Source organism: Roseofilum sp. KMC-1, assembly GCF_057802075.1.
On record NZ_CM173605.1, the window covers coordinates 3,064,425 to 3,078,523 of the forward strand.

The window sequence follows — 14,099 nt, forward strand, 5'->3', positions numbered from 1 at the left end:
CAGGAAAAGAGGGTAATTGTATCCAATTTTATAACTCTTTCTTGCCCACCCTACAATGATAGGCTACGAATTACCGCACGTTTATATAGGGTTTAAATATTGGATTAGCCTTGAAAATAACTTTCGCTTCTTGTATTTCTTCTTCTACTAAACCTCGACGCACTAAAGATTGCACAGATTGCCATAACTCAGACCGAGAAAAAGCATTATCATCATAATCTTGAGCAACATCCATAGCTTCTTCTTGATCTGCCATCCAAAAGATCACTTTTTTTTCTAATGGTGATAACCGGTCTAAGTCAGATTGCAGCATAGGCTCTAAATCACCCAAAAAGACTGGATTTTGATTTTTGAGAAACAAAGACACCCTACCGCCAAATAACTCCAGTATCGTAGATGAAATGATATTTAACCAGGAAGGATGACCTTGGTACAGCTCAATTAACTCAGACCAATACTCTTGATCCTCTAACCTGTGTTGTCTTAATAATTCCTCAGCTTGAGAGTCTAACCCTTTGAGAGGTAATGCGTGAGTTGAACGTCCTTCTCGTTCTAACATAGACAGTTCTCTAGGTTTTTCTTTGCTGATAAGGAGTAAACAACTTTGATGAGATGTCCTAGCAATTTGTTTAAAAAATCCACTATAGTCTTGACTTTCTGTTAAATATTCACCAGCAAGTTGACCCTTTTGAAAAATATTTTGCACGTCATCAAGAACGATCAAACAACGAAACGCACGCAAATATTCCATCACTTGAGAAAATGTAGTAGTTTGCGATCGCCAGAAAAATTGTTTAAGTTTTATTTTTAATTCAGATAAGGTAGTCTCCGGGGTTAAATTTTGCCAGATAATATAATCAAAGTCAGTTTTGATCTCCTCAATAACCTTGAGGGCGATCGCACTTTTCCCAATTCCACTTAAACCATAAAGGGTTACTAAGCGAGCTTTTTCCTCAATCATCCATTGTTTGAGGAGAGAACATTCGGACACTCTGTTGTAAAAGTAGGTTAATTCCGGGGCTTCAGTTAGGTCAATGAAGGGTTCTAAAGGAGTCACATCCTCTTTATTGGAGTCTAGATCGTGGTATTTTTCCCCACAAATATTGATAGGACTATTAATATAACCTACAATCTGCGAACCATGATTATTATAAATGCCTGATAATGCCTTTCTTTCTAAAATCGATCGCACATTAGATTGTTTAACCTCTTCTTCCACAATCTTAGATAAGAGCTGCCATAACTCAGAAGCACTATTCTTCACATGGGACTTACTGCGATGATAGTTTTTGGCAATATCTTCCAGAAATATGATACCCCATCCTGCAATTCTACTTAAATTGCCACCTTTATGGGATCAGAATGTACAATTACGGGATGGGAATATACAAGTTTATGTCATGTATCCACATTTGCAGGAGTTAGGCTGTCCTATTATGGAGAATCGTTTCCTGATCTATAGTTGGGGAGAAACTCCTGAATTAGCGGTGCAGGAAGTAGGTTATCGAGATCTAGACGATTATTGGGATTGGATTTATGTACCAGAACGGAGAATATTAGAGAGGCTCAAAACTGGTATTCAAATCACAAAAATGGGATTGAATGTTTTTGGGCTTTTCCCTCAAGGACATGGACATATGGTGAGTGGTGCAAAAATGGGATTAAACGCTGCGAAATTTTTGATAGAGCAAGCGCTTAAAGGGTATAAATAATACTTGAACACAAACTTTTACTCTCCAACCGGGGGTTGTCGTTGCGATCGCGGTAAAATATCCCCAGGATTAAGTTTGAGAGTCAAACCCTATGAAATGGCGTGTCGTATTAGAAGTAGATCCCAAAATCCATGATTGGGCGGTTTATCGATGATCAAAGAGATTGACTATCTCAGAATGAACAGTTACGAAAGAGCGATCGCCAACTGACCTAACCGCTTCAACACTTGCAACACCCGATATAAGTCGTTACCCTGATTCAATAATGAAAACAAATTGGATCGAATATAATAGATTTCATTCGCCGATGTTTCTGTTCTCAATACTTTCAAAAGGGGTGAAAGCACCACCATTTTGACAATACTTTCCATCACTGGATATTCGAGCAAATACAGATAGTTGCGTTTAACCCGATCGAGAGCCTGTCGTTCAGCTTCATCTAGAGGAGGCAATGATTCTTGCCATTCTGAAAAAACGGACTCATCATCTGTATATTGAAGGTTAAACTGTTCTTTTAAATCGGCCAACTTAACTTTTCGAGCCACAACGGTTTCTGTCATAGCGATCGCCTGTATCCTGTCAGTTAACACCCTGTTACCTCAATGGTAGCAATCGAATTGTCGGATGTGCGATCGCTTATCGTGCTAAGGCATCAGAGATATTCAGGGAGTCGCCATACCCCCCTCTCCAATGATGGTGTATATGCTATCATTGGCTTATGTCTAGCAGTAATGAGGTACGCCCATGTGGAGATATCGTTTCCGCAAGCGGACATGAAAAGGGAAAAACGGGTTAAACTCTTACTTATTACTTATTACTTATTACTTATGGCGGCCAAACTTGCGGGATGAAGCCGATAATCATTTGATTGAGTTGGCGATCGCGGGTAATGCCGAGGCAATTGTCACCCAGAACGTTATTGTAGCATTCTAATAATCAACCTATGGAAAGGTCAACACTATGCAAGTAACTCTTGAACAATTAGTCATTCCTCCCGGTCATCAACTCTTGATGAAAGATATGAGTTGGCAGATGTACGAAGACTTGCTAGAGAATTTGGGAGAAAAACGCGGGTCTCGGATTAATTACAGTCAAGGAATATTAGAAATTATGACACCCTTACCAGAACACGAGGACGATAAAGTAATGATTGCCGACTTTGTAAAGGCAATTTTGGAAGAATGGGATATTGAATTTCGGAGTCTGGGTTCCACGACATTTAAAAGTAAACGGATGAATCAGGGACTTGAAGCTGATGATTGTTTCTATATCGAAAATGAGGCATCAGTTCGCGGTCAGAAGCGAATTGATTTAAGTATAGACCCGCCCCCAGATTTAGCCATTGAAATTGATATTACCTCTCGGACTCGGTTTAACAATTATGAAGCCTTGGGAGTTGGGGAACTTTGGCGCTTTAACGGTACAAGTTTAGAAATCAATGTGCTACAAAATGGTGTTTATATTCAAGCTGATGAAAGTCCTCATTTTCCTGGACTTGCTTTAACCCAAATTATTCCTGAATATCTGCAACGGAGTAAAGTTGAAGGCAGGAATAAAACCATGAAAGCATTTCGGGCTTGGGTGAGGGAGCTTCTTTAGAGGAAGGCGATCGCCACACCTACCCCAATATCGCCATAATCTGGAATGAGTCAATCCACAGTGGATTCTAAATTGAATCTGACTCTAGTAAACCATGATAAAACATATCCGCTCTCATCTCCTCATGTCTGGAGTGTCTTCCCCATTCCCCCATTCCCCCATCTCCATGCCCAAATTCGCGCTGAATCGCGATCAGGATGCTATCCTATTTTGGAAGTCTGTATCATTAAAAAAAACTAAAGGGTCTCCCCTTCCCTGAACCGGCTCATGTCCGCTTGCGGAAACTGTCCTCGTTACAGGAGGGAGAGGCAAGGAAACCGTTCAAACTCAACTAACTGCGATCGCTTATCGATGAGAACCCATGGTAGAAATCCTACAAGTCGGCAACCGAGTCATTCAGACAGACGAAATTTTAAAATTACTCACCCGCTATCAATTAATGCCCCATGTGGTACGGGGATTAGTGATTGATGGGGCGATCGCCGATTACTCTTGCACTCCCGAAGAAATTGAGGCAGCCCTCAAATCCGTCCACAACCAACTTCAGTTTACTACCCCAGAAGCCAAAGCTACCTGGCTAGAGAACCAAGGGATGAGCGCCGAACAATTCCAAGAAATTGCCGTTCGTCCCTTGCTGATCGAAAAATTTAAACAAGCTAAGTGGGGAAACAAAGTAGAATCCTACTTTCTCAGTCGCAAAACTCACCTCGATCAAGTCGTCTATTCCCTGATTCGCACCAAAGACCTAGGATTATCCCAAGAAATCTACTTTCGCATTCAAGAAGAAGAAGCCAGTTTTGCCGATCTCGCTCGTGAATACTCCCAAGGGCCGGAAGCTCATACCGGAGGCGTTTTAGGGCCGGTCTCAGTTTCCACCCCTCACCCAATCCTAGCCAAACTGCTCTCAATTTCCCAACCGGGTCAGCTCTGGCCGCCCCGTAATTTAGGAGAATGGTATGTTATTGTCCGATTGGAAAAATTTCTTCCTGCCAAATTTGATGATGCCATGAGACGACAGCTTATTGATGAATTATTTGAACTTTGGATGCGAGAAGAAGTCCAAAAACTAGGGCCCATTCGCTCCCTCTGGTCATCCGAGGAACAAGACAACCGATGAAAACTAAAGATCATCTACCCGATGCTTCCCCCCTGGGGCAACAGCCCTCAATCTTACCGAATCTAAGTTTTTTAATTTCTAATTTCTAATTTTTAATTGATATGACTCAAGCTGTCTCCCCTTCTCAAATCCAAGGATTTTTAGCTAAAATAACGCCCTTCGATCAGCTTAATCCCCATACCCTAGAGCAACTCACCTCTGGGTGTAAACTGCTGCGCTATGCGATCGGGCAACCGATTATCATTCGGGAAAAAGTACCCGCCCAAGTCTCCATTCTCTATGAAGGTCAAGTGCGGATTTTAGGCTATGACCAACGGCGACAAACCACTGTAAGCCTAAAACGAGCTGAACCGGGCGAGGTGATGGGATGGGCCAGTTTGTTGCGTCAGAGTGGATGTGAAACAGCCCTAGCTTCTACGGAAGTTATTTGTATCACTTTGGACTCTCAAGAGTTCCTGCGTTTAATCGATCGCGAACCCCAATTTAGGGAGCAGCTCTGGCAGCAAATTTCCATGAGTGAAATTTTTGAACTGCTCAGTGTAGAACTGGGAAGGCGAGCCGATGGTAGTGCAGACCTAAAAGAACTGACGTTTAAGGCGATCGCCAATGCGACCGCCGTTAACCTACCTTCTGGCAACCTGCAAGTCAGGGATTTGATTAATACCCTTAACCCCTCGCGCCTCTGGCTCGTCAGTAGTGGAACAGTAGGAGACTTTACCGCCGGTTCCTATATTCCTCTGGATGACCTGGCAGAAAACCCTAACCAAAGACTGCCCATTAAAGGCAGATGGGGAGCCAGGTTACTCGGCGTTTCCGTATTTAACGAGACAGAAGAGACCCTCACTCCTGAAGCCCAAACCTCTACACCAGCGACCGTCAAGCCCACGGTTAAAAAAGCCCCCATTAGTACCCTATCCCCCAGAAAACGGTTAGAGGAAGAAGACTCGGCTCTCGATATCAGCCGTGCCCCAGAAAATATCCCAGAATTAGAAGAAACCAGTGGCGATCGCATCACCTACCCCTTTGTGCGCGGCAAAGGAGAACTCGATGCCCCCATGGCTTGCTTTAAAATGTTAAGCCAGTTTATGGGCTGCTCCTTCCGTCGGGATGTGATTCGCAAAATACTGGAAAACCAACTGCGGAGCGTCGGCCAAATCTCGATAAACGCTTGTGGGGCGATCGCCGAAATGATGGGACTACAAGCCCAAATGGTGCAACTGCCCGCCACCTCCATCAACCGCATCAAAGGCCCCGCCATGATTCCCTGGGGGCAAAGCTTTGCCATCCTCTATCGGATCAGCGAGCGAGAAATCGTCATGGCAGTGCCCGAAAAAGGCATCGCCCGCAGAAGAGTCGCTGACTTTGCCGAAGAATGGGGCGTAGTCCAAGGACAAGTCTTACTGCTCCAATCCCCCCCAGACCGACAACGAGAAAAATTTGGTCTCAATTGGTTTGTCCCTGCCCTCATTAAATATCGGGGCATCCTCATCCAAGTCTTTATCGCCTCCTTCGTCGTTCAGCTCTTTGGCTTGGCTAACCCCCTAATCACCCAGGTGATCATCGATAAAGTGCTGGTGCAACGCAGCATTGATACCCTGGATATTTTAGGACTCTTTCTCCTAGGGGTGGCCATCTTTGAAGCCATCCTCACCCTTCTAAGAACCTATCTCTTTGTCGATACCACCAATCGCATTGACCTAGGACTCGGTTCAGAAGTTATTGCTCACCTACTCAGGCTACCCCTAGAATACTTCGATCGCCGACGAGTCGGAGAACTGGCCGGCCGGATTAACGAGTTAGAAAATATTCGTCAATTTCTCACCGGAACCGCCCTCACCGTCGTCCTCGATGCCGTCTTTTCCGTAGTCTATATCGCGGTGATGTTTGTCTACAGTTGGCAACTCTCCCTAGTTGCCCTAGCGACCGTTCCCCTGTTTGCCCTAGTCACCATCGTCGCTTCCCCCATTGTCCGCCGCCAACTGCGCCATAAAGCCGAACGCTACGCCGATGTGCAATCCTATCTGGTGGAAGTGCTATCGGGAATTCAAACCGTTAAAGCCCAAAATATTGAGCTAAAATCCCGTTGGCAATGGCAAGAACGCTACGCCAAATACATTAAATCGGGCTTTCGCTCGGTTCTCACCTTCAGTACCGCCGGTTCCATTAGTGGATTCCTCAATAAGCTCTCTGGGTTGTTGATTCTCTGGTTTGGGGCGCAAATGGTACTGACAACGGCGGCAACCGATAACCCCTTTACTCTGGGACAGTTGATTGCTTTTCGGATTATTGCCGGTTATACCACTTCGCCCCTCTTGCGCCTGATTCAACTGTGGCAAAGCTTCCAGGAAACCGGGTTATCCATTGAACGACTCTCTGATGTTCTTGATGCCGAACCCGAAGCTGATGAAGCCAACCGCTCCAATATTTCCATGCCTCCCATCCATGGCCATGTCAAGTATGAGGATGTGTCCTTCCGCTTTGCTAGTGCGAATACCTGGCAACTGATGAATGTGAATCTAGAATTTCCCCAGGGTAGGTTTGTGGGCATTGTCGGCCAAAGTGGTTCCGGTAAATCCACATTGATGAAACTGTTACAACGGCTATATGAACCGGGTTCAGGGCGTATCTTGGTAGACCAGTTAGATGTGAGTAAGGTAGAATTGTATTCCTTGCGTCGGCAAATTGGGGTGGTTCTGCAAGATACCCTGTTGTTTAATGGTTCGGTACAAGAGAATATTGCTTTAGCTAATCCTGATGCTACAGAGCAGGAAATTATCGAAGCGGCAAAAGTGGCTGTAGCTCATGAGTTTATTATGTCCTTGCCCCAAGGCTATAACACGGTGGTGGGCGAGCGGGGAGCCAATTTATCGGGAGGACAACGACAACGGATCGCCATCGCCCGTACCGTCCTGCAAAGACCTCGCTTACTGATCCTGGATGAAGCCACTTCTGCTCTAGACTATGACAGTGAGCGGCAAGTGTGCCAAAATTTAGCCCAAACGTTCAGAGGAGAAACCGTTTTCTTTATTACCCACCGCTTAACTACGGTGCGGAATGCTGATGTGATTATTATGATGGATCAAGGTTCCGTTGTAGAACAGGGAACCCATGATGAACTCATGGCTCTTAAAGGACGGTATTACTGTCTATTTGAGCAACAGGACTCTGAGTTGTAGATCAATTAAAAATTAAAAATTAAAAATTAAAAATTGATTCTACTGTATCCATACCCATTACTCATTACTCAAATGAAAGCACAAGCCAGATACACGGAAACTTATGTCGAACAGCCGATATTGCTAGAACGGCCGGTGATTTGGTCTCAAATCCTGGTGTGGCTGATCCTGTTGATTACGTCTTCGGGAATTGCTTGGGCGGCGATCGCCAAAATTGAACAGGCGGTTCCTGCTCAAGGACAACTCAAACCCCAAGGATCGGTCAATGAAGTGAAATCTCCCACCAGTGGCATGGTGCGGGAAATCTTGGTTAAAGATGGGGATGTGGTACAACAAGGGGAGCTGTTAATTACCTTTGACCCCACTACTCCGCAAGCTGATATTGAATCCCTGACTAAGCAACAAGTTACTCTGAAAGAAGAATTAAATATTTACGATCGCATCCTCTCTGGGGGAGATGTCCAAGGCGGCCCCCCAGAGCTGGCTTCCTTAGCTCGTTTGCGCCAAACCCTATTGGCGGAAAATGAATACTTCAATGCCCAACTCGATGGCTATAACCCCAATCAATCCGTTGAGGGCGATGTTCGCATCACCCAAGATAGGTTACTGAGTGCGTCCCGCGCTGAATACCAATCTAGGGTAGAAGCGGCTCGGCTGAAAATTGCTGAGTTGGAGAAACAGATTAATCTGATCCAACGCCAAGCCATGGCGATCGCCCCTCGGATAGATAAAACCAAAGAAACCCTAGCCATTAATGAGAATACCCTAGACCGCATTCGTCCCGTAGTGGAAGAAGGGGCGCTCTCCCAACTCCAGTACGATCGCCAAGAACAGGAAGTCTTGCGCTATCAAGACGAGTTGTTGGCTAGGGAAGGGGAACTCGAACAGCTCCAACTTGAGGAACAACGGTTGCGGGTGGAACAAGCCCAATCTCAAGAAGCCTTATCCAATGCGATCGCCATTTCTGCCAAAGATATTTTAACTAGGGTCGCCGATAACCAGCGCCGGGTTGCTGAGATCGACTCCCAACTAGCCCGCGCCAAAATTGAGACCAAAAAACGATTGGCGGAAGTGGAAGGAGAACTGATCAAAGCCCAGCAAGCCCTGGGTTACCAAGAATTACGAGCGCCCGTTAGTGGGGTCGTCTTTGATTTGCAAGCCGGTACGGGATATGTGGCCCAAGCCACAGAGCGCCTGCTCTCAATAGTGCCTAATGAGGCCTTGATTGCTGAAGTTTATATCCAAAATAAAGATATTGGCTTTGTCAATGAAGGGATGCAAGTCGAGTTAGATGTTTCCTCTTTTCCTTCCTCTGAATTTGGCACAATTAAAGGAACCCTGACCTGGATCGGCTCCGATGCCCTAGAACCAGAACAAGTGCGCCCCTACTACGCATTCCCAGCCAAAATTGAGTTGGAAAAACAGTATTTTACGATCAATGATAAGCAACTGAATTTACAATCTGGTATGGATATTAGCGCCAGTATTAAAGTGAGAAAACGGACAATCTTAAGTCTGTTGACCGATAAGTTTGACACCAAGATTCGTAGCTTAGAAACCGTTCGTTAATTGCTCAAAATTGCTCGTTTTATCATGCAGTGTATTCCCACAAAAATTCCCGATATTCTGATCCTAGAACCCAAGGTTTTTGGAGACGATCGCGGCTTCTTTTTTGAAAGCTATAATCACCAACGCTTTGCTGAACTCACTGGCCAATCTGTGGAGTTTGTCCAGGATAACCATTCCCGCTCCGTTAAAGGAGTTCTGAGGGGCCTGCATTACCAAATTGAGCAGGCCCAGGGTAAATTAGTCCGTGCTGCGGTGGGAGAAATCTTAGATGTGGCTGTGGATATTCGCAAAAATAGCCCCTATTTTGGCCAGTGGGTAAGCTGTTTGTTAACAGCCCAAAATCACCGCCAGTTGTGGATTCCGCCGGGATTTGCCCATGGATTTGTGGTGCGGTCGGAGGTGGCCGAAGTATTGTATAAAGCCAGTCATTATTATGCTCCCCAGCATGAGCGATCGATTTTGTGGAACGATCCGGATATCGCGATTGATTGGCAAATTGAGGGACTAGAACCTACTTTATCTGCTAAAGATCGGGCTGGTAAGCTGTTGTCAGATGCTGAGGTATATTTATGACCCGAATTTTAGTAACTGGGGCCCAAGGGCAATTGGGCCAGGAGTTAGTAACGCTGTTGAAACCCTTGGGAGAGGTGACGGGAATCGATCGCGATGAACTGGATTTAACTGAGTTTGATAAAGTGGCAGCCTTTTGGCAAGATTGGCAGCCGGATATTGTCGTGCATGGAGCGGCCTATACCGCAGTGGATAGGGCTGAAGAGCAAGTCGATTTAGCCATGCAAGTCAATGGGGAAGCACCGGGACAATTAGCCCGTTTAGCGGCTGCTTCTGGGGCGAAGTTAATCCATATTTCTACGGATTATGTGTTTGATGGGAGTAAAAATCAGCCCTATCTAGAAACCGATCGGACAAATCCTCTGAGTTCCTATGGGCGCTCAAAGTTACGCGGTGAAGAGCTGGTGCAGGAGAGTGGGGCAATGTTTGCTATCCTCAGAACGGCTTGGGTGTATGGGAATGGGATCACTGGTAATTTTGTTAAAACCATGTTACGTCTCGGTCAAGAGCGGGAAGAGTTGCGCGTAGTCTACGATCAGGTGGGTTCCCCGACTTGGACGGTGGATTTAGCGGGGGCGATCGCCCAATTGATTCCTAAGCTGAACTCGGAAACAGTAGGTATTTATCATTACACCAATGCTGGTGTAACCAGTTGGTACGATTTTGCGATCGCCATTTTTGAAGAAGCCCAAAAGTTAGGCATTCCCCTCAAAATTAAACGAGTGCTTCCCATTACCACCGATCAATATCCCACTCCCGCCAAACGTCCCCCTTACTCGGTTCTCTCTGGTCAAAAACTCGCCGATCTCCTGGGAACCCCTCCCCCCCATTGGCGGCAAAGTTTGCAAAAAATGTTAGCCGAATATGCGGAAAAATTAGTTTATTAGGGGTAATTTTTATGAGTCAATATCCTAAAACCTCTGCTTTTCAACCAAGTCATTGAGGAAGAGGAATGAAGATTACTTGGAGTCCTAAATCTCTACGTCATTTAAAGGTTTAACACGCAAATCAATCATGAAAGCACTTATTTTATCTGGTGGCAAGGGCACTCGCTTACGTCCCATTACTTATACTGGGGCAAAACAATTGGTTCCTGTCGCCAATCAACCGATTTTATGGTATGGCATTCAAGGTATTGTCGCTGCCGGAATTACCGATATTGGCATTATTATCAGCCCAGAAACCGGGGAAGAGGTGAAAGCTACTACTGGAGACGGGGAACGATTTGGGGCGAAAATTACCTATATTTTGCAGGATAAACCGGCTGGTCTAGCCCATGCCGTAAAGGTGGCGCAGCCCTTTCTAGAAGACTCTCCATTTGTGATGTATTTGGGCGATAACATCATTCAAAGTGATTTAACCTCATTTTTGACCCAATTTAAAGAAAACAACCTAGATGGACTGATTTTACTGCGTCAGGTGTCTAATCCCAGTGCCTTTGGAGTAGCCCAAGTGGATGACCAGGGAAGGGTCTTAAAGTTGGTGGAAAAACCGAAAGACCCGCCCTCAAATTTAGCACTGGTGGGGATTTATTTCTTTTCTACTGCCATTCATGGGGCGATTGCCAAAATCCAACCTTCCCCACGAGGTGAACTCGAAATCACCGATGCTATTCAAGTCTTAATCGATCAAAAGCAACCCGTACAAGCCTGTAAAATTGAAGGATGGTGGTTAGATACTGGGAAAAAAGATGACCTCTTAGAAGCCAATCGCATCATTCTCGATACCCGCTTAGAATCAGAAGTGAAAGGAACCATTGATGCTCAAAGTCAAGTGATTGGTCGGGTGAGAATTGGTGCAGGGACAACAGTGATTAATAGTACGATTCGTGGCCCCGTTGCCATTGGCGAAAATTGTCATATTGAAAATACATTTATCGGCCCCTATAGTAGTATTGCCAGTGGCACAACCTTAACAGAAGTCGATATTGAACACAGCGTAATTTTAGGAGAAGCCACCTTAGAAAATATCCAGCAACGGATTGTTGATAGTGTAGTGGGTAGACGCGCTCGCTTAAATGTTGCGCCCCGTCGTCCCACAGCTCTAAGGTTTATGATTGGGGATGATTGTCAGATTGAATTGGTTTAAAACTTGTAGTGCTGTGACCGCATTGAAATAGTGTAATAGAGAAACCAGCGAGCAAGATGCTCGCTGGTTTGTTTAGAAAGCCTCTGGGTTTATCTTACTCACTTCAATTTAAATAAATGACTCCCGTGCCATGAATTCCACCCTGGGAATTAGGGGATCTTGAACTAAACCGACTCCCTGATATCCCCAACGATTTAAGAGAGCGCTTAATTGGGAACCCACTAAGGTTTCTACGGCGAATTGCTGGGCTAAATCTTTTGCATGGGTATTGAGATAACTGTAAGCTTCAAAATCTTGTTGAAAGAGTAAGATATATTGGTTATCTCCAACATGAGCGGTGATATATTGACCATCATTTCTAGAGCGAATGAGATAATAGATTGGAAAAGCCATAAGTGGGTTTATTTGAGGTCTTCTAAGCGAATACGAGGGTCAGCGAATTTTAACATGAGGTCGGCAATTAAGTTACCAATAATGAGCATGACTGCTCCCATCATCAGACTGGCCATAATTAAGTATAAATCTTGGGATTGGACAGCACCGAGAATTAAGCGCCCTAAACCTGGCCAGTTGAAGAAAAATTCGGTAATAAAGGAACCACTTAATAAAGTGGCAAATTCAAAGCCTAAAAGGGTGATCAGGGGATTGATGGCGTTGCGGAGAGCATGAACATAAATAACGCGATTTTCGGGTAATCCTTTGGCGCGAGCGGTGCGAATATAATCTTGGCGTAAAACATCTAGAAATTGTCCTCTGGTGAGGCGTTGGAGTCCTGCAAATCCGGTGAGACTGAGGGCTAATACGGGTAGAATCATATGCCAACCAATATCCAAAATTTTGCCGACTAAGGTGAGGTCAGAAAAATAGATACTGGTCATGTCTCCGACGGGTAATAGGGGGGAAATATTTTGGGCAAAAAAGAGGAGCGCTAGAGCAGTAATAAAGCTGGGAAATCCTTGGCCAATGTAGCTAAGAACTCGTAGACTTTGATCGAGTTTCGTGTTTTGTTTGAGAGCAGCAATAATGCCTAATGGTAGGGCGATCGCCCAGTTAATCACTAGAGATATAATCGCTAACAACAGGGTATTGGCCATGCGTTCCCAGAGTAGGGAGGCAACGGAGCGCTGATAGACAAAACTCTGACCAAAATCACCGTATCTCAGAATACGCCACAGCCAGCGAAAATACTGTTCATAAGCGGGCTTATCTAAGCCAAATTGTTGGGAGAGTTGTCCTAGGGTTTCGGGGGAAATTTGCGGATTTTGGCGCAGAGTATCAATATAGTTACCAGGGGCAAGTTGAATAATGGTAAAGCTTAGGGCAGAGGCTAATAAAAGGGTAATTAATCCTTGTAAAACTCGCTTGCTAACGTAAAGGAAGACTTCATTGCGAAGAAGTCCCCGGAGATTGTAAGAGAGGGTAGAATTCATGGATTGGAGTGGGGGAGTGGGGGAATGGGGGAATGGGGAGATAGCAATTACCCATGACCCAATTAGTATTGAATCAGACTAACAATGGGGACATCGGGGAGGTTTTTGCGTCCGTCTAGAGCTTCTAATTCAACCACAAAAACAAATCCGGCTAAGACTGCCCCGGCTTGCTCGATCAGCTCTCCTGTAGCTTTTGCGGTTCCTCCAGTAGCGATTAAATCATCAACCACAACGACGCGATCGCCCGCTTGTAAAGCATCTTGATGCATTTCTAACCGATCCTGGCCATATTCGAGATCGTAACTGACTTGATAAACGGGAGCTGGCAGCTTTTTCGGTTTGCGTACTGGAATAAAGCCACAATTCAATTGATACGCAACTGGCGTACCAAAAATAAAGCCCCGTGACTCCATGCCCAAAATATAGTCAGGAGAGAGTTCTCCACAGCGTTGAGCCAACCAATCGATGGTGGAGCGAAACCCTTGGGGGTGCTTCAACAGAGTGGTAATATCCCGAAACAAAATCCCCGGCTTAGGAAAATCGGGAATATCGCGAATGAGCGTCTGAATGTCTTGAATATCCATGATCCAAATCCTTCTGTGATTATCAAGTTATAGGAGCCGATGTTTCCAAATCCGACCCGATCGCTAGGGGAAGAGAACCGCCCAGATCGAATCTATAATAGGAAAGAAAGCGATCGCCTCTAGGGGTTACTCTAGAACAAAAGGTGAGCGATCCGGTAATATGCACTTAGTATCCTAGATTAACTCCTAAACTATTTAATAGCGATCGTGTTCCCCTTTGATGGTCTAATTAACCTGGTTCATTCGTCATCAGA

At 45.2% G+C, this 14,099-nt stretch carries 13 protein-coding genes and 1 pseudogene; 9 read left to right on the top strand and 5 right to left on the bottom strand.

What is annotated here, in order from left to right:
- Positions 1-70: 70 nt before the first annotated feature.
- Positions 71-1,264 (bottom strand): NB-ARC domain-containing protein, encoded by a 1,194-nt coding sequence (locus AC3FZD_RS14280; protein ID WP_488736678.1) that lies wholly within the window; start codon positions 1,262-1,264, stop codon positions 71-73.
- Between the two features lie 25 nt (positions 1,265-1,289).
- On the opposite strand from AC3FZD_RS14280, the gene AC3FZD_RS14285 reads away from it, so the two are divergent.
- Complete coding sequence (locus tag AC3FZD_RS14285; protein ID WP_488736679.1) at positions 1,290-1,712, top strand: hypothetical protein; 423 nt, start codon at positions 1,290-1,292, stop codon at positions 1,710-1,712.
- A 185-nt stretch (positions 1,713-1,897) separates the two neighbouring features.
- Here the strand turns inward: AC3FZD_RS14285 and AC3FZD_RS14290 are convergent, their stop codons facing one another.
- A complete protein-coding gene (locus AC3FZD_RS14290; RefSeq protein ID WP_488736680.1) occupies positions 1,898-2,302 on the bottom strand; it encodes a hypothetical protein in 405 nt (134 codons plus the stop codon).
- Positions 2,303-2,531: 229 nt separating this feature from the next.
- On the opposite strand from AC3FZD_RS14290, the pseudogene AC3FZD_RS14295 reads away from it, so the two are divergent.
- The 8 genes and pseudogenes from AC3FZD_RS14295 to AC3FZD_RS14330 form a co-directional block, all read left to right on the top strand.
- A pseudogene (locus tag AC3FZD_RS14295) lies at positions 2,532-2,630 on the top strand (PIN domain-containing protein); the annotation flags it as partial.
- A 42-nt stretch (positions 2,631-2,672) separates the two neighbouring features.
- Positions 2,673-3,311, top strand: coding sequence for a Uma2 family endonuclease (locus tag AC3FZD_RS14300; RefSeq protein ID WP_488736681.1), 639 nt, complete (start codon positions 2,673-2,675; stop codon positions 3,309-3,311).
- 361 nt (positions 3,312-3,672) lie between these two features.
- Entirely contained in the window at positions 3,673-4,428 is a 756-nt protein-coding gene (locus AC3FZD_RS14305; protein ID WP_488736682.1) for a peptidylprolyl isomerase, read from the top strand.
- A gap of 101 nt (positions 4,429-4,529) precedes the next feature.
- The gene (locus AC3FZD_RS14310; RefSeq protein ID WP_488736683.1) at positions 4,530-7,604 is read left to right on the top strand and encodes a peptidase domain-containing ABC transporter; all 3,075 of its coding nucleotides are present in this window, start codon (positions 4,530-4,532) and stop codon (positions 7,602-7,604) included.
- 72 nt (positions 7,605-7,676) lie between these two features.
- Positions 7,677-9,173 carry a beta-barrel domain-containing protein gene (locus AC3FZD_RS14315; protein WP_488736684.1) on the top strand — a complete coding sequence of 499 codons (1,497 nt, stop codon included), beginning with the start codon at positions 7,677-7,679 and terminating at the stop codon, positions 9,171-9,173.
- A gap of 24 nt (positions 9,174-9,197) precedes the next feature.
- Entirely contained in the window at positions 9,198-9,746 is a 549-nt protein-coding gene (gene rfbC, locus AC3FZD_RS14320; RefSeq protein WP_488736685.1) for a dTDP-4-dehydrorhamnose 3,5-epimerase, read from the top strand.
- Positions 9,743-10,630 (top strand): dTDP-4-dehydrorhamnose reductase, encoded by an 888-nt coding sequence (gene rfbD, locus AC3FZD_RS14325; protein ID WP_488736686.1) that lies wholly within the window; start codon positions 9,743-9,745, stop codon positions 10,628-10,630. The genes rfbC and rfbD overlap by 4 nt, the downstream gene beginning before the upstream one ends.
- 127 nt (positions 10,631-10,757) lie before the next feature.
- Entirely contained in the window at positions 10,758-11,831 is a 1,074-nt protein-coding gene (locus tag AC3FZD_RS14330; RefSeq protein WP_488736687.1) for a glucose-1-phosphate thymidylyltransferase, read from the top strand.
- Between the two features lie 108 nt (positions 11,832-11,939).
- Here the strand turns inward: AC3FZD_RS14330 and AC3FZD_RS14335 are convergent, their stop codons facing one another.
- From AC3FZD_RS14335 to AC3FZD_RS14345, 3 genes are all read right to left on the bottom strand, one after another.
- Positions 11,940-12,224 (bottom strand): hypothetical protein, encoded by a 285-nt coding sequence (locus AC3FZD_RS14335; protein ID WP_488736688.1) that lies wholly within the window; start codon positions 12,222-12,224, stop codon positions 11,940-11,942.
- A gap of 8 nt (positions 12,225-12,232) precedes the next feature.
- On the bottom strand, positions 12,233-13,261 hold the full coding sequence (locus AC3FZD_RS14340) for an ABC transporter permease (protein WP_488736689.1): 1,029 nt from the start codon (positions 13,259-13,261) through the stop codon (positions 12,233-12,235).
- Between the two features lie 62 nt (positions 13,262-13,323).
- On the bottom strand, positions 13,324-13,845 hold the full coding sequence (locus AC3FZD_RS14345; RefSeq protein WP_488736690.1) for an adenine phosphoribosyltransferase: 522 nt from the start codon (positions 13,843-13,845) through the stop codon (positions 13,324-13,326).
- Positions 13,846-14,099: the final 254 nt, after the last annotated feature.